At 69.4% G+C, this 22,804-nt stretch carries 24 protein-coding genes and 1 tRNA gene; 11 read left to right on the top strand and 14 right to left on the bottom strand.

The genetic code is table 11. The annotated features are described in order from the left end of the window. The first annotated feature begins 40 nt into the window (after positions 1–40). From EER30_RS07615 to EER30_RS07600, 4 genes are all read left to right on the top strand, one after another. Positions 41–1,399 carry an NAD(P)/FAD-dependent oxidoreductase gene (locus EER30_RS07615; protein ID WP_127499642.1) on the top strand — a complete coding sequence of 453 codons (1,359 nt, stop codon included), beginning with the start codon at positions 41–43 and terminating at the stop codon, positions 1,397–1,399. Positions 1,400–1,474: 75 nt separating this feature from the next. After that, positions 1,475–1,558 (top strand) — tRNA-Leu (locus EER30_RS07610). Positions 1,559–1,684: 126 nt separating this feature from the next. Then, positions 1,685–2,506, top strand: coding sequence for a Bax inhibitor-1/YccA family protein (locus EER30_RS07605; RefSeq protein ID WP_127499641.1), 822 nt, complete (start codon positions 1,685–1,687; stop codon positions 2,504–2,506). Positions 2,507–2,573: 67 nt separating this feature from the next. Continuing rightward, positions 2,574–2,867 carry a hypothetical protein gene (locus EER30_RS07600; protein WP_205650138.1) on the top strand — a complete coding sequence of 98 codons (294 nt, stop codon included), beginning with the start codon at positions 2,574–2,576 and terminating at the stop codon, positions 2,865–2,867. Between the two features lie 46 nt (positions 2,868–2,913). Here the strand turns inward: EER30_RS07600 and EER30_RS07595 are convergent, their stop codons facing one another. The 3 genes from EER30_RS07595 to EER30_RS07585 all read right to left on the bottom strand — a co-directional run bounded on the left by EER30_RS07595 (position 2,914) and on the right by EER30_RS07585 (position 6,092). After that, positions 2,914–4,158 (bottom strand): acetyl-CoA C-acetyltransferase, encoded by a 1,245-nt coding sequence (locus EER30_RS07595; protein ID WP_127499640.1) that lies wholly within the window; start codon positions 4,156–4,158, stop codon positions 2,914–2,916. Between the two features lie 68 nt (positions 4,159–4,226). Then, entirely contained in the window at positions 4,227–5,018 is a 792-nt protein-coding gene (locus EER30_RS07590) for an SGNH/GDSL hydrolase family protein (protein ID WP_127499639.1), read from the bottom strand. 12 nt (positions 5,019–5,030) lie between these two features. Then, on the bottom strand, positions 5,031–6,092 hold the full coding sequence (locus tag EER30_RS07585) for an SGNH/GDSL hydrolase family protein (RefSeq protein WP_205650137.1): 1,062 nt from the start codon (positions 6,090–6,092) through the stop codon (positions 5,031–5,033). Positions 6,093–6,240: 148 nt separating this feature from the next. Here EER30_RS07585 and EER30_RS07580 point away from each other — a divergent pair, with 148 nt between their 5' ends. The 3 genes from EER30_RS07580 (at position 6,241) to EER30_RS49575 (ending at position 10,733) form a co-directional block, all read left to right on the top strand. Further along, positions 6,241–6,585, top strand: a complete 345-nt coding sequence (locus EER30_RS07580; protein WP_127499638.1) for a YkvA family protein — start codon at positions 6,241–6,243, stop codon at positions 6,583–6,585. Positions 6,586–6,588: 3 nt separating this feature from the next. Continuing rightward, positions 6,589–7,950 carry a cystathionine beta-synthase gene (locus EER30_RS07575; RefSeq protein WP_127499637.1) on the top strand — a complete coding sequence of 454 codons (1,362 nt, stop codon included), beginning with the start codon at positions 6,589–6,591 and terminating at the stop codon, positions 7,948–7,950. Positions 7,951–8,621: 671 nt separating this feature from the next. Then, a complete protein-coding gene (locus EER30_RS49575) occupies positions 8,622–10,733 on the top strand; it encodes a TPM domain-containing protein (protein ID WP_284699703.1) in 2,112 nt (703 codons plus the stop codon). A 3-nt stretch (positions 10,734–10,736) separates the two neighbouring features. Here the strand turns inward: EER30_RS49575 and EER30_RS07565 are convergent, their stop codons facing one another. Both EER30_RS07565 and EER30_RS07560 read right to left on the bottom strand, forming a co-directional pair. Continuing rightward, positions 10,737–11,036 (bottom strand): hypothetical protein, encoded by a 300-nt coding sequence (locus EER30_RS07565; protein ID WP_127499635.1) that lies wholly within the window; start codon positions 11,034–11,036, stop codon positions 10,737–10,739. Positions 11,037–11,078: 42 nt separating this feature from the next. Further along, positions 11,079–12,110 carry a S1C family serine protease gene (locus tag EER30_RS07560; protein ID WP_240669876.1) on the bottom strand — a complete coding sequence of 344 codons (1,032 nt, stop codon included), beginning with the start codon at positions 12,108–12,110 and terminating at the stop codon, positions 11,079–11,081. Positions 12,111–12,218: 108 nt separating this feature from the next. Here EER30_RS07560 and EER30_RS07555 point away from each other — a divergent pair, with 108 nt between their 5' ends. Beyond that, complete coding sequence (locus tag EER30_RS07555; RefSeq protein WP_127499634.1) at positions 12,219–12,509, top strand: hypothetical protein; 291 nt, start codon at positions 12,219–12,221, stop codon at positions 12,507–12,509. Between the two features lie 579 nt (positions 12,510–13,088). Here EER30_RS07555 and EER30_RS07550 read toward each other — a convergent pair. The 4 genes from EER30_RS07550 to EER30_RS07535 form a co-directional block, all read right to left on the bottom strand. Continuing rightward, positions 13,089–13,601, bottom strand: coding sequence for a GNAT family N-acetyltransferase (locus EER30_RS07550; protein WP_127499633.1), 513 nt, complete (start codon positions 13,599–13,601; stop codon positions 13,089–13,091). After that, complete coding sequence (locus tag EER30_RS07545) at positions 13,601–14,512, bottom strand: ribonuclease Z (RefSeq protein WP_127499632.1); 912 nt, start codon at positions 14,510–14,512, stop codon at positions 13,601–13,603. Before EER30_RS07545 ends, EER30_RS07550 begins: the two co-directional genes overlap by 1 nt. Before the next feature lie 298 nt (positions 14,513–14,810). Continuing rightward, the gene (gene ppk2 / locus EER30_RS07540; RefSeq protein WP_127499631.1) at positions 14,811–15,785 is read right to left on the bottom strand and encodes a polyphosphate kinase 2; all 975 of its coding nucleotides are present in this window, start codon (positions 15,783–15,785) and stop codon (positions 14,811–14,813) included. Positions 15,786–15,840: 55 nt separating this feature from the next. After that, positions 15,841–17,253, bottom strand: coding sequence for a CYTH and CHAD domain-containing protein (locus EER30_RS07535; protein ID WP_127499630.1), 1,413 nt, complete (start codon positions 17,251–17,253; stop codon positions 15,841–15,843). A gap of 120 nt (positions 17,254–17,373) precedes the next feature. Here EER30_RS07535 and EER30_RS46945 point away from each other — a divergent pair, with 120 nt between their 5' ends. Then, complete coding sequence (locus tag EER30_RS46945) at positions 17,374–17,544, top strand: hypothetical protein (RefSeq protein ID WP_164842254.1); 171 nt, start codon at positions 17,374–17,376, stop codon at positions 17,542–17,544. Here the strand turns inward: EER30_RS46945 and EER30_RS48480 are convergent. The 5 genes from EER30_RS48480 to EER30_RS07510 form a co-directional block, all read right to left on the bottom strand. After that, positions 17,541–18,362: a hypothetical protein gene (locus EER30_RS48480; RefSeq protein ID WP_240669875.1), complete on the bottom strand. Its 822-nt coding sequence runs from the start codon at positions 18,360–18,362 to the stop codon at positions 17,541–17,543. The two genes, EER30_RS46945 and EER30_RS48480, sit on opposite strands and share 4 nt — an antisense overlap. A gap of 95 nt (positions 18,363–18,457) precedes the next feature. Next, complete coding sequence (locus EER30_RS07525) at positions 18,458–18,748, bottom strand: type II toxin-antitoxin system RelE family toxin (protein ID WP_205650136.1); 291 nt, start codon at positions 18,746–18,748, stop codon at positions 18,458–18,460. Continuing rightward, complete coding sequence (locus EER30_RS07520; RefSeq protein ID WP_127499629.1) at positions 18,745–19,029, bottom strand: type II toxin-antitoxin system Phd/YefM family antitoxin; 285 nt, start codon at positions 19,027–19,029, stop codon at positions 18,745–18,747. Before EER30_RS07520 ends, EER30_RS07525 begins: the two co-directional genes overlap by 4 nt. 93 nt (positions 19,030–19,122) lie before the next feature. Next, on the bottom strand, positions 19,123–19,782 hold the full coding sequence (msrA, locus tag EER30_RS07515) for a peptide-methionine (S)-S-oxide reductase MsrA (protein WP_127500218.1): 660 nt from the start codon (positions 19,780–19,782) through the stop codon (positions 19,123–19,125). A 48-nt stretch (positions 19,783–19,830) separates the two neighbouring features. Then, complete coding sequence (locus EER30_RS07510) at positions 19,831–20,244, bottom strand: HIT family protein (RefSeq protein ID WP_127499628.1); 414 nt, start codon at positions 20,242–20,244, stop codon at positions 19,831–19,833. A gap of 24 nt (positions 20,245–20,268) precedes the next feature. Here EER30_RS07510 and EER30_RS07505 point away from each other — a divergent pair, with 24 nt between their 5' ends. Together EER30_RS07505 and EER30_RS07500 are read left to right on the top strand one after the other, a co-directional pair. Further along, positions 20,269–21,420, top strand: coding sequence for a cystathionine gamma-synthase (locus EER30_RS07505; RefSeq protein WP_127499627.1), 1,152 nt, complete (start codon positions 20,269–20,271; stop codon positions 21,418–21,420). Positions 21,421–21,437: 17 nt separating this feature from the next. Then, on the top strand, positions 21,438–22,799 hold the full coding sequence (locus tag EER30_RS07500) for an amidase (RefSeq protein WP_127499626.1): 1,362 nt from the start codon (positions 21,438–21,440) through the stop codon (positions 22,797–22,799). The last annotated feature ends 5 nt before the right edge of the window (positions 22,800–22,804 follow it).

Here is a 22,804-nt window from a genome sequence, read left to right as displayed (position 1 = left end):
CGGGAGGCGCTGAACCCCCTGCGCGCGGGACAATGCAGAGGTGAATCCGCAGCGAATCGTCGTCGTCGGGGCAGGGCACGTTGGTCTTTACACCGCCCTGCGTCTGTCGAAGAAGCTCAACCGGCGCCGGGCCGAGGTCGTAGTCATCGACCCGCAGCCGCACATGACGTACCAGCCGTTCCTCCCCGAGGCGGCGGCCGGCAACATCTCCCCGCGGCACAGCGTCGTGCCGCTCCGCCGCGAGCTCAAGAAGTGTCGCGTGGTGGCCGGTGAGGTCACCAAGGTGGAGCACGCGCGCAAGACGGTGACCATCCAGCCCCTCGAGGGGCCGCCCACCGAGATGACCTACGACCACATCGTCGTGGCTCCGGGCTCGGTCTCGCGTACGCTGCCGATCCCCGGCCTGAGCGAGCGCGGCATCGGCCTCAAGACCATCGGTGAGGCCATCTACCTGCGCAACCACATCCTCGACCAGCTCGACGTCGCAGCCGTGACGCCCGATCCCGAGGTCCGCAAGGCGGCGCTGTCGTTCGTCTTCGTCGGCGGCGGTTTCGCCGGCATCGAGGCGCTCGCCGAGATGGAGGACGTCGTCCGCGACGCCCTCAAGTACTACCCCGAGCTGTCTCAGGACGAGGTCAAGTTCGTCCTGGTCGAGGCGACCAACCGCATCCTGCCCGAGGTCGGCGCGAAGATGGGGGCCTACGCGGCCCGTCAGCTCGACAAGCGCGGCATCTCGCTGCGTCTCGACACCCGGCTCGAATCGTGCGTCGACGGTGAGATCGTGCTCTCCGACGGCGACCGGTTCCGCGCCGAGACTCTGGTGTGGACGGCCGGCGTGAAGCCGTCGCCGATGCTCGACCACACCGACCTGCCCCGCGGCCCCCGCGGCCACGTCAACTGCCTGCCCACCCTGCAGGTGGCCGACAGCGACGGCAAGGTGCTCGAGGGCGCGTGGAGCGCCGGCGACAGCGCCCAGGTGCCCGACCTGACCAACCCCGGTGGCTGGTGCTCCCCGAGCGCCCAGCACGCGGTGCGGCAGGCCAAGGTCCTGGCCGACAACATCCGCCAGGTCGTGCTCGGCGGCCTGCCCAAGGAGTACAAGCACAAGTACGTGGGCAGCGTCGCGGGCCTCGGCCTCTACAAGGGCGTCGCGCACGTCTACGGCATCAAGGTCAAGGGCCTACCCGCGTGGTTCATGCACCGCAGCTACCACGTCAGCCGCATCCCGTCGTTCCACCGCAAGGCGCGCGTGGTCGCCGACTGGACCCTCGCGTTCCTGTTCAAGCGCGAGACGGTGGCCCTGGGCCAGTTGCACGCTCCGCGTGAGGAGTTCACCGAGGTGACCCCGCCGGTGCCGGGCAAGGACGACCGTCAGACGATCGGCGCCGGATCCCGCTGAGGCGGTATCCTCCCGCGCCGCCCGGACGTATACGGTGTCCTAGGACCTCACTGGTAACGGTGGGGTCCTAGGCCCGCCCGGGTGGTGGAATGGCAGACACGGCCGCCTTAAAAGCGGCTGCCTCACAAAGGCGTGCGGGTTCGAGACCCGCCCCGGGCACTCTGAGCTGGAAAAACCCTTCATCTTCAGCCTGTTCACAGCTTTCCAAGGCTACTTAGACGGGGTTCAACCCTTACCCTTGATGAGCACGTCAACGTGCCTCAACCTCAAGGGAGGCTGGACACAGTGAAGACTTCCAACCCGGTGCTCTCGCGCCTCGGCCAGGCGGCCGAGCGGGAGCGTACTGCCGGGTACGGGGCATACGGCCCCACCGGCGCCCCGGGTTACGGTCAGCCGTACCCCGGCGCGACGGACTACCCCGCCGCACCGCCCGCCGTGAAGCCCATGACGATTGACGACGTCGTCGTCAAGACCGTCACGCTGCTCGGCATCACCGGCGTCTCCGCGGTCGTCGCCTGGAACGTGGTTCCCGACTCGGCCACCGGCGCCGCGTGGATCGGCGCCGCTGTGATCGGTCTGATCCTGGGCCTGGTCATCTCGTTCATGCGCATGGCCAACCCGGCGCTCATCGTGACCTACGCGGTCATCGAGGGCGTTTTTGTTGGCATGGCGAGCAAGTTCTTCCAAGAGATCCTCGGCTATCAAGGCATCGTCCTTCAGGCGGTGACCGCCACGTTCGGCGTCTTCTTCCTGATGGCGATCCTCTACAAGGCCAAGGTCATCAGGGCCACGCCGAAGTTCCAGCGCGGCATGTACGCCGTGATGGGCGGCATCTTCGCGCTCATCCTGATCAACCTGGTGCTCTCGCTGTTCGGTGTCAGCACCGGCCTGCGCGACAACGGTGCCATCGGCTACATCTTCAGCATCGTCTGCATCGTGGTCGCCGCCCTCAGCTTCATCCTCAGCTTCAACGAGGTCGAGGAAGGCGTCCGCCTGGGCCTGCCCCAGCGCTACTCCTGGGTGGCCGCGTTCGGCATCCTGGTCAGCCTGGTCTGGCTCTACCTCGAGATCCTGCGCCTGCTGAGCTTCCTGCAAGGCGACGACTGATCTCTTCGCTGTGCCGGCGCCCGGCCCGTCCTCGGACGAGCCGGGCGCCGCTCTTTACGCTGGGCCCGTGAGCGATTTCGCGACGTCGATCGACCGGCTGCTCAACCAGGTGCGCTTCTGGGAGCAGCCACGCTGGCAGGCCGAGGGCCGCAACGACCGGGCGTACGCCCTGGTGCAGTTGCTCGCCGACCTCGGGGCCGACGCCGAGCAGCGTCCGCGCCGCCCGGTGCCCCGCGAGCACGACATGATCCTGGCCGACCAGCTCCGCGTGACGGCCGACGATCTGCTGGCCGCCGGCCCGTCGCCGTCGGTTCTGGCCGAGGCCACCGCGGCGGTCGACGCGCTCAAGGCGTCGTTGTAACACCGCCGAGCCCGGCCGCTCGTGGCAGGCCGGGCCCGGCGGAAACTCAGCTCAGGCGTTCCAGGACCATCGCCATGCCCTGGCCGCCACCGACGCACATCGTCTCGAGACCGATGCTCTTGTCGTGCCAGTCGAGGCTGTTGAGCAGGGTGCCGGTGATGCGGGCGCCGGTCATGCCGAACGGGTGACCGATGGCGATCGCGCCACCGTTCACGTTCAGCTTCTCGATCGGGATGCCGAGATCCCGGTACGAGGGGATGACCTGGGCCGCGAACGCCTCGTTGATCTCGACCAGGTCGACGTCGCCGATCGTCATGCCGGCCCGCTTCAGCGCCTGCTTGGACGCCTCGACCGGGCCCAGGCCCATGATCTCGGGGCTGAGGGCGGTGACGCCGGTCGACACGATCCGGGCCAGCGGCGTGATGCCTAGCTCGCGGGCCTTGGTGTCACTCATGATCACCACAGCGGCGGCGCCGTCGTTCAGCGGGCAGCAGTTGCCCGCGGTGACCGTGCCATCGGGGCGGAAAACGGGCTTGAGCTGCGAAACGGCCTCGATCGTGACGCCGGGGCGGGGACCGTCGTCGGTCGACACGACAGTGCCGTCGGGCAGCGTCACCGGGGTGATCTCGCGTTCCCAGAAGCCGTCGGCGATGGCTTTCTCGGCGAGGTTCTGGCTGCGTACGCCGAACTCGTCCATGTCCTGGCGGGTGACGCCCTTGAGCTGGGCCAGGTTCTCGGCGGTCTGGCCCATCGCGATGTAGACGTCGGGCAGCAGGCCGTCCTCGCGCGGGTCGTGCCAGGTCGTGCCGCCCTTCGCCGAGCGGGCGGTGCGGCCGCGCGCGTCGGAGAACTTCGGGTTGTCCCAGCCGCCGCCCACCTGGGCCTGGATCTCGGGCGGAAGGCCGTCGGAGCTGCCCCGGGCGAAGCGCGAGACGGTCTCGACGCCGGCCGAGACGAAGATGTCGCCCTCGCCGGCCTTGATCGCGTGGAACGCCATGCGGGTGGTCTGCAGCGACGACGAGCAGTAGCGGGTGACGGTCGCGCCCGGCAGCCCGTCGAGGCCGAGCTGGGTGGCGACCACGCGGGCCATGTTGAAGCCCTGCTCCCCGCCGGGCAGGCCGCAGCCGAGGTAAAGGTCTTCGATGAGGGTGCGGTCGAGCTGCGGCACCTTGGCGAGCGCGGCATCGACGATCGTGGTGGCCAGGTCGTCGGGACGCAGGTCCCTCAGCGATCCCTTGACCGCACGGCCGATGGGGGATCGGGCGGTGGCGACGATGACAGCTTCCGGCATGCGCTCAATTTAACCGGCGGGTAACTTAGCCGAAAGTACAACTTTGTCACACAACCGTCATGGTGCGATCACCCGGCCGGGCTCATCGCCGCCTTCACGACGGCGGGGTAGAGGGCGTGCGCCCACACCCGGTAGCCGTCGGCCGAGGGGTGGAACCCGTCGAAGCAGAGCGTGCCGGCGTCGGCCCGGAAAACCGCGCCCGTCTCCTCGCCGAGGTCGACCACGGCGCCGCCGGCCGCGGTCACGGCCTTGGCCTGCGCTTTCGCCATGCGCCGGCCCAGCACGCCGGCGATCTGGCGCAGCGGCGGGGCGATCGCCCGCACGGCGCCCAGGTCGGGACAGGTGCCCACCACGACGCGTACGCCCGCCTCGCGCAGCCGCCGCACGGCCGCGCCGAGCTGGGCCGCCGACTCCTCGGGGCTGCGCAGGCTGGTCGCGTCATGCGCGCCGATGAGCACGACCGCCACGTCGGGACGGTCGCCGAGCAGGGCCCGGGCCACCTGGGTGGCCAGGTCGGACGAGCGGGAACCGGCCACGCCCACGCTGGAGAGCAGCACGTGGCGCTCGCCGGCCTCGGGGCTGCCCTCGGCCAGCAACCGGGCCAGGTGGCCGCCGACGGTCTCGCTCAGCCACTCCACACCCACGCCGATCGCGGCCGAGTCGCCCAGCAGCACCAGGCGCAGCGGCGGGGCCGAGACCGGGCCCATCGACGTGCGCAGGGCCAGGCCCATCGTCGGCTTCGCGTAACGGCGAGCCTTCGCCGCGAGCAACTCGCCGACGATCAGAGCGGCGCCGCCCACCGCGCCGGCGAGCAGGCCGGTGGCCGCCGTCCTGCCGATCCGTGCGTTCAGCCCCGACATGCCACTCCCTCCCTAATGATCCTCTGGGGTCCACCCTACGGCGCTCGACGCGGAGCGGCCGCCGGGAATGTCCGCCGCCGTCCCGCCCGGCGCCGCGGTGGTGCGATGCCCGAACCAGGATCGGGGCTCGCCGAACCACGGGTGACGGCGCAGCACCGCCCACCGCCCGGCCGCGCTGACCTCGGTGCCGGGAGCGTGGACCGCTTCCTGAGCCGCCTGTTCCAAACTGCGTACCCCGTCGGCCCCGGAAAGAACCGTGCGGTCATCCTCGCCGAGCGTGGCCATCAGGGTCGGCATGACCACCGCGGCGGCCCGCGCATAGCCCTCGGCCGACGGATGAAACCGGTCCGAGCTGAACATGCGCACCGGGTCGGCCTCGAACATCGGCCCGAGCAGGCCCCCGATCGACACCGTACGACCGCCGGCCTCGACCACCGCGACCGTCTGCGCGGCGGCCAGGTCGCGGCTCCACTTGCGGGCCAGCCAGCGCAGTGGCGGCTTGATCGGCTGGATCGCCCCGATGTCGGGACACGTGCCGACGACCACCCGGCAGCCCACCTCGCGCAGCCGGCGCACCGAATCACCGAGATGCCGCACGGCGCCGACCCGGTCGGAGATGTGGGTGACATCGTTGCCACCGATGAGGATGATCGCCACGTCCGGGCTGTACTCGAGGGCGGCGTCCACCTGGTACGGCAGGCCCGACGACATCGAACCGACGACGGCCAGCCGGTGCAGCCGCACGGGCCGGCGCAGGCGACGCGACACCCCCGTGGCCAGCAGCGCGCCGGGAGTCTCGCGGGGACGGTGCACGCCATAGCCGGCCGCCGACGAGTCACCCAGGATGACCATGGTGATCGCCTTACCGCCGAACTTGCCCCCGTAGAGCCCGTCGCCGCGCGGCGGAGGCGCCTCGGCCATGGGAATGATGCGGCGCGCGTCCGCCGCCTGCCGCATGAGCAGGCCGGCCGACAGCGCGGTCACCCCGGCCACCACGCCCGTCACACCACCGAGGATCTGGCCCGCCAGCTTGATCCGGCGCCAGTCCTCCGCGGAGATCTGATTGGTGCTCACACGCTCCCTCGCTGTCGCTTCGCCAACTTCGAAGATCAAGAACGGCTCAGGAATTCGAGGCTATCGCGTGCGGGCGACAAGCAATCATGGCGCGGCCACGTCATGCTGGAGTGGCGGCTGAGTTGCCGGTGAGCGAAGGGAGAACAGCATGGCGAAGACGCTGAAACGGACGGCGGCGTTCACCGCCCTGGCCAAAGCCCTCATGGCGGGCGCCCGAGGTGGCCCGTCGCTGGGCACCCGCATCGCGGCGGTCCCGCGAATGATGAAGGCCACCGTGCGCGGTCAATACGACGGCGGCATGCGCGTGGCGATGATGGCGGCCGCCACGGCCTACGTTCTGTCCCCCATCGACGTGATCCCCGAAGCGTTCCTGCTCGTCGTCGGCCTCGTCGACGACGCGGTCGCGGTGGCCTGGCTGGCCGGCTCGATCCTGGCCGAGACCGAGCGCTTCCTGGACTGGGAGAGGCGTCAGGACCAGGTAGTCGTAGTCTGAGGCGTGCGCTATTACGACAACGTCGTCGACATCATCGGGGACACCCCCCTGGTCAAATTGAACAAGGTCACTGAGGGCATCGCCGCGACGGTGCTGGCCAAGGTCGAATACTTCAATCCCGGCGGGTCGGTCAAAGACCGCATCGCCCTGCGGATGGTGCTCGACGCCGAAAAGGCCGGCCTGCTGCAGCCCGGTGGCACCATCGTCGAGCCCACCAGCGGAAACACCGGCGTCGGCCTGGCCCTGGTGGCTCAACAGCGCGGCTACAGGTGCATCTTCGTCTGCCCCGACAAGGTCAGCGAAGACAAGCGCAACGTCCTGAAGGCGTACGGCGCCGAGGTCGTGGTCTGCCCGACCGCGGTCGCCCCCGAAGACCCGCGCTCCTACTACAACGTCTCCGACCGCCTGGCCCGCGAAGTGCCCGGCGCGTGGAAGCCCGACCAGTACAGCAACCCGGCCAACCCGCGCTCCCACTACGAGGAAACCGGCCCCGAGCTGTGGAAACAGACCGACGGGCGGATCACCCACTTCGTCGCCGGCGTCGGCACGGGCGGCACGATCAGCGGAGTCGGGCGCTATCTGAAAGAACAGAGCCCGGCCGTACGGGTCATCGGCGCCGACCCGGAAGGCTCGGTCTACTCCGGCGGCACCGGGCGGCCCTACCTGGTCGAAGGCGTCGGCGAGGACTTCTGGCCCGAAACCTACGACCGCGGCATCTGCGACGAGATCATCGAGGTTTCCGACTCGGACTCGTTCGAGATGACGCGCCGCCTGGCCAGGGAAGAAGGACTGCTGGTCGGGGGATCATGCGGCATGGCGGTGGTGGCGGCACTCGAGGTGGCGCGCCGAGCGGGGCCGGACGATGTGATCGTCGTGCTCCTGCCGGACGGCGGCCGGGGATACCTGTCGAAGATCTTCAACGACGACTGGATGGCCCGCTACGGCTTCCTGAGGACCGAAGAGGGCTCGCCCACAGTGGCGGACGCGCTGGAGGGCAAAGGCGGGGCCATGCCGCCGCTGGTTCACGTCCACCCGACAGAAACCGTGCGCGACGCGATCGACTACATGCGCGAATACGGCATTTCGCAGTTGCCGGTCCTGAAGGCGGAGCCGCCGGTGGTGACTGGGGAAGTTGCGGGGTCGATAGCGGAGAAGGCATTGCTGGACGCGTTGTTCACGGGGCAGGCCCATCTCCATGACACCATCGAGCGTCATATGGGGGATCCGCTTCCGATGATCGGTGGAGGGCAGCCTGTCAGCGAGGCTGTTCAGTTGCTGGAGAAATCGGATGCGGCCATGGTGTTGATTGATGGGAAGCCGGCTGGGGTTCTTACTCGGCAGGATTTGTTGGTTCATCTTTCCTGATTGTTGGCTTTCTTGCGGCCTCCAACCTTGCATGGGAGAAAGTAACTGCCAGGAAATGGGTCACCGGCTGCTGGGTGCAGCTGAAGCCGGGCGGTCACCTCACGGGCCGTAGGTCGGCTTCCGCGCTGTGGTTGGCCTGGGGAAACATGTCACCCTGGCCGGACTCGGTGGTGGGTCAAGCGAACATTGTCTGCCGGGTGCGGTTCGGACGCTTCGCGCCCATAGTGGGGTCAAGACCAAGCCGTGGTTCAGGTGGGGGTCACCACCGGCTTGGGGAGACACTCGTGGTCGAACCTGCGAACAGCGCTTTGCTGGAGGTGCAGCATCTTGCGTGGGTGGTCTTGGTTTTTCGAAAGCTCTCGGGTTGGGTGGTCTCCTCGCGACGGCGGCCTGGGCCCATCGTGAAAAGGGGAAGGGTGCAACCGGTGTTTGGTTGCGCCCTTCCCCTTTTACGATTCGCTTTTGGCTGTTGTTGCGAGGAGACCACCCAACCCACCCAGGGTGAGTAATCCGCAGGTGGTCTCCGAGCGCTCGGCCGGGGGTGTGGGGGCAGCGCCCCCACGGTCTTGCTCTTGTCCTTGCTGCGGACGGCGGGGACGCGGGTGAGGTTGTTGTCCACAGCCCAGGGAGCAAGCCGGGCGGGACGGCTTTCCGGAGCATAGGTTGGGCTGGTGACTTCGACGCTGTGCCGACTCGCTGTTTTCCTGGTGGCTGCTGTGGCTGTCTTGATAGCGGCGTCTCCGGTCGTCGCGGCTCCGCCCGCTCGCCTGGCTACCCAGGTGACTGACCAAGCGGGTGCGCTTCAAGACCGGGCGGGGGTCGATGACGCGCTCAGGAACCTGCAAGAAGAGACTGGGCTGCAGCTGTTTGTTGTCGTGGTTGAGTCGTTTGACGGGATGGCGGCGCAGCAGTGGACGGATGAGACTGCGCGGCTCAGTGACCTGGGGGACAGGGACGCGCTGCTGGCGGTGGCGGTCAGCGACCGGGCGTATGCCTACTCGTTCCCGGACGACTCGCGGATCAGCGACAGTGAGCTGGCCAACGTCGCGCAGCAGGACATCGAGCCTGCCCTGGCCCGGGGGGACTGGTCGGGGGCGGTGATCTCGGCTGCTCAGGGTTACACCGCGGCGGCTAGTTCCGGTGGGGGCTTCGGCTGGGTCTTTCTGGTGCTGGTGCTTGTGGTGATCGTCGTGATCGCCTGGGTCTGGTTGCGGCGGCGACGGCGGACAGCGTCGGTTGGGCGAGGGGCGGCGGCGTCGTCCGCGCCGGCTGGGCCTGCGGCTCCGAGCCTGGAGGAGTTGACGAACCAGGCGAACGCGCTGCTGATCGAGCTGGATGACGATCTGCGGGCCGGTGAGCGTGAGCTGGGGCTGGCCGTGGCGCAGTACGGGGCTGAGGCGACCCGGCCGTTCCAAGAGTCGCTGGAGACGTCTCGGCGGGAGGTCGCCGAGGCGTTTCGGCTGCGGATGACTCTTGACGAGGAACCGGCTCCGGATGAGGCGACGCGACGCGAGACTCTGACGCGCATCATCGAGTTGTGCCGGTTGGCCAACGGACGGCTGGACGCCGAGTCCGAGGCCTTCGATCGTCTTCGTGACCTGGAAGGGCGGGCTGCGGAAGCGGCGGCGGAGATCGATCAGCGGCGGTCTGTCGTGGAGGCGTCGCTGGTCGCGGCCGAGGCGACTGTGCGGCAGTTGGTGGGCAGCTACTCGGGTGGCGCTGTCACCGCTGTGGCGGCGAATGTCGAGCAGGCTCGGGAGCGGCTGTCGTTTGCTGCCTCGGCGCTTTCGAAGGCCCGTGAAGCCCTCGCCGCGGGGGAGACAGGCGCGGGGGAGACAAACGTTGGTGACACAAACGCTGGGGTGCCGAGTGGTGGGGTGCCGATCGCTGGGGTGCCGAGTGGTGGGGTGCCGGGGGCGGGGTTGACGGAGTCTGGCGTGCCGGGTGGCGGGCGGGCTGAGGCGGCGCTGGCGGTGCGGGCGGCTGAGCAGGCGGTTGATCAGGCCGATCAGCTGGTGGTGGCGGTGGGGCGGGCGGCGGCTGATCTGCCGGCGGCGCGGGCGGCGGCTGATGCGCTGATCAACGAGATCACCGGGGAGATCGCGGCTGGGCGGGCCGCGTTGCAGGCGGGCACGGGTGCCGTGGCGGGGCTGACTGCGGCGATCGAGGGCGGTCAGCAGGCGTTGGCCGAGGTGGGGGCGGCTTTGGCGGTGGCTCGGCCTGATCCGGTGGAGGCTGTGGCCCGGCTGCAGGGGGCCGATGCTGTGCTGGACGCGGCCCTGGCCGAGGCGCGAGACGTGGCCGAGCGGCTTGCGCACGATCGCAGCCTGCTGGCTCAGGAGTTGCCGGTGGCTCGGGCCGAGGTGGCGGCCACGAATGACTTCATCACCACCCGGCGCGGGGCGGTCGGGTCAGGTGCTCGGGCGACGTTGTCCGAGGCGTTGCGGCATCTTTCGGTGGCTGAAAGCTTGGCCGGGAGTGATCCGGCGACTGCTCTGGCCGAGGCGCGTCAGGCCCGGCAGCTGGCGGCGCGGGCGGGTCAGGAGGCCAACCTCGACGTCAACCGCTGGGGCGGCGGCGGGGGCGGCTGGGGTGGCGGTTCCGGTCGGCCGGGTGGGTTCGACGCGGGGGCCTTTGCCGGGGCCGTGCTCGGCGGGATCCTCGCGGGTGGTGGTGGCCGTTCGGGCGGGTGGCAGGGCGGTGGCTACGGCGGCAGCGGCTCGCGGGGGCGCCGCACCGGTGGGGGTGGCGGCGGTCGGCGGGGTGGCGGCGGTCGTTTCTGAGAGTCAGCGCTCGGCGATCTCGATGACCCGGGTTGTCGGGGCGGCGTCGCCGAGGCGGGCGCGGAGGGCCTGGCGGTCCGGGTCGACCATGAACGACTCGTAGCCGGCCCGGTCGCGGAAGCGGATGGTGTGGACCTCGGCGCGGCCGTCGGTGCTCGGCAGACGGGACTCCAGGGTGCCGCCGTGGCGGGGCAGAAGAGCGAGGACGGCGTCCTCGTACTGCCTGCCCTCGTGCGGGTGTGCGGGGGCCATGTCGACGACGGCTATCAGCAGGAGGCTTTCCGCTTCGCCGGGCTCGGTCATGCGGGGGAGTATCGCATCGCGAGCACGGCGAGGCGGGAGCGGTCAGGGCAGTTCGGCCGGGACCGTGACGACGTCGACCAGGGCGTTCTTGCGCAGCAGGGTCATCGGCAGGTCGGTGCCGATGGCGGGGCCGAGCATCAGGCGCTGGAGGGCCTGCACGGTCTGGGCGGGCTGACCGCCGGCCGCGATGATGATGTCGCCCAGGTAGATGCCGGCCTTACCGGCGGGGCTGCCGGGGACGACTTCGACGACCCGCAGGCCGAGCTTCTGACCCAGGCGCTCGGCCAGCGCGGGGGGCAGCGGGGCGGGCACCCCGGCCACACCGAGCCACGCCCGGCGGACGCGACCCGTGGCGACCAGCTCGCCGATGATGGAGCGGGTGGTGGCGTTGATCGGGACGGCCAGGCCCAGGCCGTAGCCGGCGACCGCCGTGTTGATCCCGACCACGGTTCCCGTGCTGTCGGCCAGCGCGCCGCCGGAATTGCCCGGGTTCAGGGCCGCGTCGGTCTGGATGACGCTGTCGATGATGCGTACGGTCCGGCCGTCGCGGGCCGGAAGTGAACGGCCGAGGCCCGAGACGACGCCCGCGGTGACGGAACCCGCGAGACCCATCGGGTTGCCCACGGCCACGACCAGCTGGCCGATTTTGAGCTCGTCGGCGTTGCCGAGCGGGGCGGCCGGGGCGCCCGCGTTCTGCACGCGCACGACGGCCAGGTCGGACAGGGGATCCGCGCCGACCACGTCGAAGCGGGTTTCGGTGCCGTCGGCGAAGTCGGCGGTGCCGCCGGTCGCGCCGGCGACCACGTGTGCGTTGGTGAGAAGGAATCCGTCGTCGGTGAAGGTGACCGCCGAGCCGGCGCCCTGACCGCGCGCCGTACGCACGGAGAGAGCGGCGACCGACGGCAACAGGCTGGTGGCGACGCCGGTCACCACACGGCTGTAGGCATCGAGCGCCTGTGAATCGACACCCGTGTGTTCGGTATCCATGGCCGCTTCAACAGTGCGCTGAGCAAGGTCGATGTCACCGGTGCGTCCGCCCACGGCGAACACGTGCTCGTCACGCTGGGTCGTCACAGTCGCACAGAAAGTCCGACCGACGGATGGTGTCGCGCGGTTGTATAGGTCGTGACGGACGTATGACGACCCGGCCGACACCCGAACCGCCGACGAAAGGGTAGGGGAATGGTCATCGCCGACGAGATGCCGGCCGACATCGTGGACCGCCTCCTGTGGCGGGACGCCCAGCAGATGCTCGGGCGGCACGCGGAGCCGGGGGTGGACGGCAATTGCGTCTGGTGTGGATGGCGATGGCCGTGCGCGCCGAGACGGCTGGCCGAACGCGCCGACCTCGCGTCCAGGCAGCCCTGGCGCGAGGCGTGGACCGTGCGGCACGACCTGAACAGCATCCGCGCGATGCCGGGTCTGCGCGCCGGCTACGACGACCGTCGTCGCAACCGCGGCTGCTTCGAGTAGGACAACTTCACAGAGCCTTCGACGTCGCCCGTCAGCTTGACCTCCCCCGGCAGGCAGGGCTACCCGGCCCGGGACGACGTCTTCCGGCGGTGAGTCCGCTGCGCCCCGCCAGCGTCGCGATCTCCCGCCTGTAAGGACCCGCCCTGGAATCGGCCCAGGACCGGCACGCCTCCGCTGGTCCAGCGTCTCCGGCCAGACGCGAAACCCCGGTTCGGGCGGGACGGTTGGCGGGAGTGCGAGACCACAGGTTCCCCCGTTCCATCACGGTCTCGCGCTCCCGCCCAGCCAACCCCCGTCTGGCCCCACGCACCTCGCGGCCGGCCAGGCTCCGCCTTGGGCCTCGCGGCCGGCCGGCGCCAGTCGACGCCCAGCCAGCCCCTGCGGACAGCGTCCAACGGCCAACCCTCGAGGGTGACCGCCTGTGGACAACCGCCCGGGAATGTCACCCCGACCGCGTAACGTCCTCCCAAGCCCCGGGTGGGTGGGCAAGCTAGCGGTGTGTGGGCCGGAGAGGCCGGTGCGCGCGAGTTCCGGTGCGCCCGACCCGGCAAGACCGGGCGCAGCATCATCGGGCCCGATTCAGGAGCCGATCAGCGGCCGGCTGTAGCGGAGCTGTTCGACCGGCTCGCCGTTGACGGGTTCGACCCGGGTCGCGCCGTCGGGGATCCAACCACCCGCCGCGTAGAAGCGCCGCGCCCGCGAGTTGTCGGCCAGCACCCACAGGACGGCCCGCGAGCCGCCGACCTTCTCGAGGCCGTCGAGTGCGTCCTCCATCAAGCGCCGGCCCACGCCCGTGCCGACGAGATCGGGTTCGACGTGGATCGCGTACAGCTCGGCGGCCCCGGGAGTCTCCGACGGGCCGACGTAGGTGAAGCCGACGACCCGCCCGTCCAGCTCGGCGACCGTCAGGCGGTGGGTGTCGGCTTCCCAGCGGTAGCGTTCGGTCCACCACTCGCCGAACGACTCGGCCGTCCGCAGCGCCAACGTGTCGGCCGCGAGGATGTGGGCGTAGGCCGCGACCCGCGAGCGCTGGTGCACCGCCCCGACCGCGACCAGATCAGAGTCTTTCGCCGTACGCAGGAGCACGCTCATCACGCGACCGTAGCGGCCCGCCGCGGGGGCACCGGCACGCGGCCCAGATCTTCCGCGACCACGATCTCGCCGGCGAAGTTGGCCCGTGCCTCGTCGAGGAACCGAGCCGGATCCTGGTAGCGCTGCGAGAAGTGCGTCAGCACCAGGGTTCGTACGCCCGCCTGGTGAGCCACCGCGCCCGCCTGAGCCGCCGTGAGGTGCCCGACCTGGGCGGCCATCTCGGCGTCCTCGGTGAGGAAGGTCGACTCGATGACCAGCAGGTCGACGCCGTCGGCCAGGGCGAACACGTTGTCGCACAGGCCGGTGTCCATGATGAACGCGAAGCTCTGACCGGGCCGTTCGACGCTGACCTCATCGAGGGTCACGTCGCCGATCCGTCCGGCGTGCTGCAGCTCGCCGACCGCGGGGCCGGCGATGCCGTGCGCGGCCAGCAGCGCGGGAACCATGCGGCGCCCGCTCGGTTCGTCGAGGCGGTACCCGTACGTGGGAAGTGAATGCCACAGTGGCAGCGCCGTGAGCCGACCGGCGGGGGTGGGGACCGTGAAGCTGTCGCCGGTGATCGGCGAGGGCACGATCTCGGCGTTGTCCCAGTAGCTGGTGGCGTGCCGCAGCCGGTCGTAGAACTCCTGTCCGGCGCCCGGGTAGTGGACCGTCACCGGGTGGGGCACCTTGTCGAGCGAGATGCGCTGCAGGATGCCGGGCAGGCCGAGGCTGTGATCGCCGTGGAAGTGGGTGATGCAGATGCGCTTGAGAGGGGTGACCGGGAGGCCGGCCATCAGCATCTGGCGCTGGGTGCCCTCGCCCGGGTCGAAGAGGATCACCTCGTCGTCCCAGCGCAGGACGTATCCGTTGTGGTTGCGATACCGGGTCGGGACCTGGCTCGCCGTGCCGAGCGTGACCAACTCGCGCACTGAACGCCCCCGCGGAAGAACCGAACCCCGATATGAAGCGACCCCCGGGGACTTCCACGCACGTGTGCGTGGTCCGGTCGGACAAGGCCGGATCCCCGGGGGTCGGGTGGCTGTCTGGTACTCGCCGCACCGCTGCCACACGGTCTCGACGTGTTACTTCTGACGAAGCTGTCAAGGACAGCGGCTAGCGGACAGCCACCTCACGAGTCCCGTTGCTATACAACTTCGGACCACCTCCCTTCACGTGTACGGCTACGTTAACCACCGGAAGCAGACCTCGCCAACACTTTTTGAATCACTACAGACGCGGGAATACCCGGGGGGACATTTCGGTCCCCTCCACGGCGAGCGAGGCCGGGCCGACGATCAACGGATCCGGCGTGCCGACGACCTCGGGGTCTTTGTTGTCGTAGTCGAACCGGTTCAGAACGTGCCGCATCGCCTCGAGCCGAGCACGCTTCTTGTCGTTGCTCTTCACCACCGTCCACGGCGCGTCGGCCGTGTCGGTGTAGAAGAACATCGCCTCCTTGGCCTCGGTGTAGTCCCCCCACTTGTCGAGCGAAGCCAGGTCGTTGGGGGAGAGCTTCCACTGCCGTACGGGATCGACCTGGCGGATCGCGAAGCGCGTGCGCTGCTCGCCCTGCGTCACCGAGAACCAGAACTTGACCAGGTGGATGCCGGAGCGCACGAGCATGCGCTCGAGCTCGGGGGTCTGGCGCATGAACTCGAGATACTCCGCGCGGGTGCAGAAGCCCATGACCCGTTCGACGCCGGCCCGGTTGTACCAGGACCGGTCGAACAGCATGATCTCGCCCGCGGCCGGCAGATGGTTGATGTAACGCTGGTAGTACCACTGCGTGCTCTCGCGCTCGTTCGGCTTCTCGAGGGCCACCACCGAGGCGCCGCGCGGGTTCAGGTGCTCCATGAACCGCTTGATCGTGCCGCCCTTGCCGGCCGCGTCGCGCCCCTCGAAGAGGATCACGAGCCGCTCGCCGGTGCTCTTGCACCAGTTCTGCAGCTTGAGCAGCTCGATCTGGAGCAGCCGCTTGTGGTGGTCGTAGTCGGGGCGGGGGAGGCGTTCGTCGTACGGGTAGTCCTCGCGCCACGTGTCGACCGGGCTGCCGTCGGCGTTGAGCAGCACCGGGTCGTCGTCATCGTCATCCGCGACCCGATAGCCACCCAGCTCCGCGATCGGCCCGTCGTACGGGCTCGTCGTCAGATCCTGATCGTCCTCGTAACCGTTGTGATGCGTGTGCTCCGCCTCCGACTGCATGACGCGACTACATACCCACCCCCGGTGTCGACTCAACGAGTGACGAGGTGAACATTCAGTCCAGCCACCGGCGAAGGCTCCCCTTCCGAGACGTTTCGACCACCACAGGCAATTCCTGGTACGTGTCCTTGCCCACCTGTTCCTGCCGGGCCCAGAGAACGCCGAACCAGAAGCTGTCCTGGCCGAGCTCGTGCAGCAGTTCGCGGGCGACCACCGAGTCCTGGTGGGCCCCGAGCACGTCCTGCAGATCGGTCAGCGCGTCGACCAGTTGCTTGCCGGGCTTGCCGTCGGCGAACACCTCGACCGCGTATCGAGCTCGCTTGTAGGCCTTGCGGGCGTCGTGCAGCTCGTGATCTTCGCCGTGGGCCAGTGCCTCGTCGAGCAGGCCGTCGGCCTTGGCCAGGCTCCTTCGGGCACGGCGCACCGGGTCGTCCTCGACCGTCGTCTGCGCGGCGAGCCGGTCGATGCGGTCGAGCAGGGTCAGGTAGCGCTCGCTCTCCAGGGCCTCGTCGAGCGCGGCGCGGCCCTCGGCGACCTGCTTGTCGAGGTGTTCGCGGATGCGGGCGGCGACTGGCTGGAACTGCTCGCCCGCCTCGTCGAGCCCGGCGAGCAGCTTGCCCTCCTGCACCTGGCCGTCGCGCACCTGGCCCAGCAGGTCGGCCAGCCACTTCAGCTCGTCGCCCAGGTCGGCGTCGTCGGGGAAGGAGCGCTTGAACGTCTTCAGGGTGCTGCGCAGGCGGCGGGTGCCGACGCGCATCTTGTGCACCGATTCCGGGTCTCCCCGGCGTACGCCCGGGTCGAAACCGGTGATGGCGTCGCGCTGCTCCTTGACGTACCGGAGAACGGGGTTCTTGATCTTGCCGGGCGCCGGTGGGACGGGCCTGTTGCCGAGGGCGCGGGCGACCTTGGACGGGCCCTCGGCCGGGGTCGCGCCGGCCTTGAGCAGCACCTTCTCGACCGCCGCGAGCAGCTTCGGGCCGCCGTCGACCAGCTCGACCTCGACCTCCTGCCAGCGCTGCTCGTGCCCGTCGGTCTCGGCGATCACCTGGTCCTGCGCGACCAGGGCCAGCGTGTGACCGTCGGCGTCGCGCAGCGGCGTCTCGACCCGGTGGGTGCGCAGCCGGGCGATCGGCCTGAGCTCGGCCCGCCGGACGATCGCGCGGACCTGCCCGGCCAGCTCGGCCGGCACGACGTCGACGGCACCGTCCAGCGGCACGCGATGTTCGGTGCGGCTGGTGCCGTCGCCCGGCGTCTTCAGGTGCCAGCCCGCGTCGCTGCCACCGGTGCGCCGCCTCAGCGTGCGGCGGTTGCTCATGAGGGTCAGCTCGTCGGTGTCGAAGTACGTAGCGTCGAGTTCATACGTCTCAGCGCCGTCCGCGCTGCTGATCCCGGCCTTTCCGGAGAGATCGGGCAGACGGAACTCGGTGGGCACGTCGTATTTGCGTTCGGTTTCGCCCGCGATCTCCATCCGTTCATCCTGCCTTGAACGTGAGGCCCGCTAACAGGTCATTCGATTAGCAGGTTGTGCACAGCCGGGCCACAGCAAGGGGTGGCATCTTGGGAGGCCGGCTCTCAACCGGAGGTCTTGATGGAGAAGCCTGAACGCCGTCCCGTCTCGCTGGCCGGCCTCGGCCTGATCGGCGCCGGCGCCATCCTGGGCCTGACCCTGGCCACGCCCGCCTCGGCCGCGACGCCCGACCCGGCCCCCAAGCCGCCGACGCAGTCACAGTCGTCCGCGGCCGAGCAAGATCCCGCTTAGGCGGCCATGGGCCGGCCGCCGAGACTGCGTAAATAGAGCGCCCGCGAATAATTGGCGGCCGCCGCCCCGAAATACATCGTCGCCAGCCCGACGTGAAAACTGTTGTTCGTCAGCGCGTTCTTCGAGTTGGCCGACGCCGCCCAGCGAATCTCCGCGTCCGACTCGCTGATCCCCTTACGAGCGCAGCGCAGCCGGTTCATCTCCTTGCCGGTCTTCCAGGTCTCAAGCGCCGCCTCCGCCTCCCGCATCATCTCCTCGGCCTGCGCGGCGAGCGACTCGGCGTCCCGCCAAGCTTGGCGTTCCTCGTCGTTGTAAAAGGTCGGCATGGTTTCACCTCCCGCGATCCCGCAGTCGTTTCCCAGTGTGCGAAACGCGTCGGGACATGTCGATCTTTTCCACCCTGAGGCATGAAAACGGGCCCCGGTAGTTGCCGGGGCCCGCCGAACAACGGGCGACGTGCTCAATCGTCGAGCAGGTCTCGCGTAGTACGAGCGCGGTTCGAAGATCGACCAGTTGTTGAAGTGAATCGTCGCGGCCAGCAGGCCGACTGCGGCGATTACCCGCACCGCCCCCCTTGTCGCGGCCGAACGCGGGGACCGGCCGACCGCGATTATGGTGAGGACGCCCGCGGTGAGCCACAACGTCAGCTCGAACGGCGGGACGGCCAGCGCCACCAGGGACACATTTTTTATGTCGTTCAGCTCGACGATCGCTACGGCCAGCCAGGCGATTCCGATGCCGTAAAGTATTCGCCTCCTTCCCCGAGGGGCAGGAGGCGACAGTCGAATCTCGGCGACGGTATCGTCCGGGCCGGGCACGCGGCCAGGCTAGTAACGATCCGCTACTCGCGCGACCCCGACCGGGGTAGGTCATGCCGTGGGGAGCGAGGCTTGGCAAAGCACCCCGTGCCGGTTCAGCGTGACCGGTATGCGTCCGCGCGGTGTTCGATGGCTGTCACGGTTACGACCAGGTCGTCTTCGTCGATCTCGTAGAGGACACGGTAGGTGCCGCGTCTGGCCGACCAAGTGCCTTCGTACGGCGGCAGGAGCAGCCGTTTGCCGACGCGATCGGGGTTGACGAGGAGAGCGGTGGTGATGAACGCGTAGACCGCTGCGGCGATCTTTGCCGGCAATCGCCCGGCGAGGACGCGTGCCGTCGGCCCAATGACCTGAAGTCGGTAGCGGTCGGGCTCCGGTTCGGTCACCGTGCTCGCCTCGACCGCTTTGCCATCAATGCTGCGAGCTCGTCGCCGTCGAGGACGTCACCGGCTTCGACGGCCGCTTTGGACTCGGCGAGTTGGCGCATGGCCTCGGCGCTGGAGAGAACCTCCAGCGTTTCCTCCAGCGCCGCAAGATCGTCAGCCGAGATGAGCACCGCGGCAGGATGGCCGTGCCTGGTGATCTCCACGCGCTCGTGCGTAGAGGCCACCTCGTCGATGAGCTCCGACAGGCGGTTGCGGGCGTCAGTGAACGGCACGGCATTCATGCTTGAAGCATAGGCAGTTACTGGCGCGAAGACTGTGCAGTTTTCGTGTGAGCCGGCGCCGCCGACGGGGCAGCGGCGCCGAGGCTCTGACCGTCAGGCCGTTCTTGCCACGCCCACCGGGCAGGTCATGCCGTTGGGGCCGTGGTTGCAGTAGCCGTACGGGTTCTTCGCGTCGGAGAGGTACTGCTGGTGGTAGTCCTCGGCGAAGTAGTACGTGCCGAGCGACCGGATCTCGGTGGTGATCGTGCCCTTGCGGGCGGCGGTGACCACCGGCTGGAACGCCTGCAGCGAGGCCTTCGCGATGCGGGCCTGGTCGTCCGTGGTCGTGTAGATCGCGGAGCGGTACTGGGTGCCCACGTCGTTGCCCTGGCGCATGCCCTGGGTCGGGTCGTGGTTCTCCCAGAAGGCCTTCAGCAGGTCCTCGTACTGGATCTTGCTGGGGTCGTAGACGACCTGGACCACCTCGGCGTGGCCGGTCGAGCCGGAGCAGGTCTCCTCGTAGGTCGGGTTCTTCGTGAAGCCGCCCGCGTAGCCGACCGACGTCGAATAGACGCCCGGCAGCTGCCAGAAGATCTTCTCGGCGCCCCAGAAACAGCCCATCCCGAACACGGCGACCTCGAAGCCGGTCGGCCACGGGCCCTGCAGCGGGGTGCCGAGCACGGTGTGTGCTGAGGCGACCGGCATCTGGAGGGGGCGGCCCGGCAGGGCCTGATCGGGGGTAATCAGCTCGAGCTTCTTGTGCCGCAGGAACACGGTCACTCCCTTCATCCGCTGTGTGCAACGCCGGAGGGGGTCCGTTCCTTACCCGAGCTTGGCCGCGATGGTCGCAGCGTACGACTCCGCTTCCGAGGACGACGCGTACCGCGTACGGGGCCAGAAGAACCCGCGCAGTCCGTCGCCTTTCGTCCGCGGCACCACGTGGAAATGCAGGTGCGCCACCGACTGCGACACGACGTTGTTGTTCGCCACAAATGTCCCCTGCGCTCCGAGCGCGGCCGGCACCGCCGCCGCCACTCGCTGCACAAGTCCGAAAAATCCGGGCAATAAGGCAACCGGCAGATCGGGCAGCGTCACCACGTGGTCGCGGGGAACCACCAGCACATGACCCTTGAAGACGGGCCGCGTATCAAGGAAACCGACCCCGTCCGGGGTAGAGACGACCTGGAAAGCGGGCACCGTCCCCGCCACGATGTCGCAGAACACACACGATGCCACCAGCTGAGACTAGCCTTGCGCAGCATGACGGCTAACGAGTACGGGTTCGACACCCTCGCCATCCACGCCGGCCAGGATCCGGACCCCCGGACCGGCGCGGTCGTGCCCCCGATCTACCAGACGAGCACGTACGCCCAGGACGCCGTCGGCGCACCACGGCTCGGTTACGAGTACAGCCGCTCCAGCAATCCCACCCGCGACGCGTTGCAGGAGTGCCTCGCCGCGATCGAGGGCGGCCGCCGCGGTCTCGCGTTCGCCAGCGGTCTCGCCGCCGAGGACACGCTGCTGCGCGCCGTCTGCCGTCCGGGTGACCATGTCGTGATCCCGAGTGATGCGTACGGTGGCACCTATCGGCTCTTCTCGAAGGTGGCCGAGAACTGGGGCCTGTCGTGGACGGCCGTGCCTCTCGACGACCTCGACCAGGTGCGCGCCGCGTTCCGTCCCGGTGTCACGAAGCTGATCTGGGCCGAGACGCCGACGAATCCGCTGCTCAGCATCGCCGACATCGCCGCGCTGGGCGGGCTCGCCCACGAGTACGACGCTCTGCTCGTGGTCGACAACACGTTCGCCTCGCCCTACCTGCAGCAGCCGCTCACGCTCGGCGCCGACGTCATCGTGCACTCGACCACCAAATACCTGGGTGGACACTCCGATGTGGTCGGCGGCGCCCTGATCACGGCGGACGACGAGCTCGGCGACCAGTTGCAGTTCCACCAGAACGCGATGGGCGCGGTCAACGGTCCCTTCGACGCGTGGCTCACCTTGCGCGGCATCAAGACCTTGGGCGTACGCATGGAGAGGCACTGCGACAACGCCGAGCGCATCGTTCGTTTCCTCAGCGACCACCCCGCCGTGACCGAGGTGCTCTATCCCGGGCTCGAGTCGCACCCGGGTCACGAGGTCGCGGCCAAGCAGATGCAGCGCTTCGGCGGCATGGTGTCGTTCCGCACGACCGGGGGCATGGAGAAGGCCGTCGACGTCTGCAACCGTACGAAGCTCTTCGTGCTCGCGGAGTCGCTCGGCGGCATCGAATCCCTGATCGAGCACCCCGGCCAGATGACACACCTGTCCGCTGCGGGCTCCGTGCTTGAAGTCCCCGCCGATCTCGTGCGACTGTCTGTCGGCATCGAAACCGTTGACGATCTGCTCGCCGACCTGGAGCAGGCACTCGGCTGAATGGACGGAAGGTCGACATGACGGACGCGACGACCTGGGTTGGCGCCACCGCGAAGCAGATCTCGCGCGCCGTGCGGCGCGGGGACGTGACAGCCACTCAGGTCGTCGCCGACCACCTGGAACAGATCGCCATCACCGATCCCGCGCTGGACGCCTTCCGGGTGATCCGCGGCGGTGAGGCGATCACCGAGGCCGAGAAGGTCGACGACCAGGAAGATCTGGCCAACCTTCCGCTGGCCGGGGTGCCGGTCGCGGTCAAGGAGAACACCGCCGTCGCCGGGTTGCCGACCTGGCTGGGCTCGGCGGCCGCCCGCACGACGGCGGTCGCCGAGGAGGACCACGAGGTCGTCCGGCGTCTGCGCGGCGCCGGCGCGGTGGTGGTCGGCACCACGCGCATGCCCGAGATGGGCCTGTGGGCGGTCACCGACGACGCCGACGGCGCCACCCGCAACCCCTGGGACCGCGACCGTACGCCGGGAGGGTCGTCGGGCGGTTCCGCCGCCGCGGTCGCCGCCGGCCTCGTGCCGATCGCTCAGGGCAACGACGGGCTCGGTTCGATCCGCATCCCGGCGGCCTGCTGCGGGCTGGTCGGCCTCAAGCCCGGTCGCGGCGTCGTCCCGTCCGACCTCGGCGTCAGCAACTGGTACGGCCTGGTCGAGAACGGCGTGCTGACCACCACGGTGGCCGACGCGGTGCTGGGCTTCTCGGTGCTGGCCGGCCGCGACCCGATCAAGCTGGTCGAGCCCCGCCGCCTGCGGGTCGCCGTCTCGACGAAGTCACCGCTTGCGGGCGTACGCCCGGACGAGCCGAACGCCTCCGCGGTGACCACGGCCGCCAAGCTGCTCGTGCAGGCCGGCCACGACACGGTCGCCGCGAACCCGCCGTACCCGCAGACGCTGGGCATCGGCACTCTGGCGACCTGGTTCGCCTCGGCCTACCGCGAGTCGCGCGACTACCAGCTGGCCCGGTTGCAGCCCCGCTCGCGGCAGCACATCCGGCTCGGCAAATGGGCGCTGCGCAGCGGCCTGGTTCGTGCCAAGCAGCGTGACGCCTACCGTGAGACCTCGATCCGGTTCTTCGCCGACAACTCGATCGATCTGCTGCTCACGCCCGCGCTGGCCAGTGCCCCGCCGCCGGCCGACGGCTACGCGGCCGGGTCGTGGCGGCACAACATGTCGGTCAGCATGCGGTACGCCCCGTACGCCGCGCCCTGGAATGTCGCCGGGCTGCCCGCCATCGTCGTGCCGGTCGGCACCCGCCCCGACGGCCTGCCGCTCGCCGTGCAGATCGTCGGCCCGCCCGACTCGGAGGCCCTGCTCCTGGCGGTCGCGGGTCAGTTCGAGGTCCTCAACCCGTGGCAGCGGATCGCCTTTGCCTGAGGGGT

This window comes from Actinoplanes solisilvae, assembly GCF_003999975.1.
GTDB classification, from domain to species: Bacteria; Actinomycetota; Actinomycetes; order Mycobacteriales; family Micromonosporaceae; genus Actinoplanes; species Actinoplanes solisilvae.
This window is presented reverse-complemented; position numbering and strand designations above follow the sequence as displayed.

Excerpts from the sequence above, each read along its gene's own strand:
- EER30_RS07595 (WP_127499640.1), bottom strand. The coding sequence starts at position 4,158 with ATGCCGGAAGCTGTCATCGTCGCCACCGCCCGATCCCCCATCGGCCGT.
- ppk2 (WP_127499631.1), bottom strand. The coding sequence starts at position 15,785 with ATGCAGTCGGAGGCGGAGCACACGCATCACAACGGTTACGAGGACGAT.
- EER30_RS07550 (WP_127499633.1), bottom strand. The coding sequence starts at position 13,601 with ATGAGCGTGCTCCTGCGTACGGCGAAAGACTCTGATCTGGTCGCGGTC.
- EER30_RS07555 (WP_127499634.1), top strand. The coding sequence starts at position 12,219 with ATGGTCATCGCCGACGAGATGCCGGCCGACATCGTGGACCGCCTCCTG.
- EER30_RS07500 (WP_127499626.1), top strand. The coding sequence starts at position 21,438 with ATGACGGACGCGACGACCTGGGTTGGCGCCACCGCGAAGCAGATCTCG.
- EER30_RS07520 (WP_127499629.1), bottom strand. The coding sequence starts at position 19,029 with ATGAATGCCGTGCCGTTCACTGACGCCCGCAACCGCCTGTCGGAGCTC.
- EER30_RS07505 (WP_127499627.1), top strand. The coding sequence starts at position 20,269 with ATGACGGCTAACGAGTACGGGTTCGACACCCTCGCCATCCACGCCGGC.
- EER30_RS46945 (WP_164842254.1), top strand. The coding sequence starts at position 17,374 with ATGGAGAAGCCTGAACGCCGTCCCGTCTCGCTGGCCGGCCTCGGCCTG.
- EER30_RS07590 (WP_127499639.1), bottom strand. The coding sequence starts at position 5,018 with ATGTCGGGGCTGAACGCACGGATCGGCAGGACGGCGGCCACCGGCCTG.
- EER30_RS07565 (WP_127499635.1), bottom strand. The coding sequence starts at position 11,036 with ATGACCGAGCCCGGCGAAGCGGAAAGCCTCCTGCTGATAGCCGTCGTC.
- EER30_RS07535 (WP_127499630.1), bottom strand. The coding sequence starts at position 17,253 with ATGGAGATCGCGGGCGAAACCGAACGCAAATACGACGTGCCCACCGAG.
- EER30_RS07580 (WP_127499638.1), top strand. The coding sequence starts at position 6,241 with ATGGCGAAGACGCTGAAACGGACGGCGGCGTTCACCGCCCTGGCCAAA.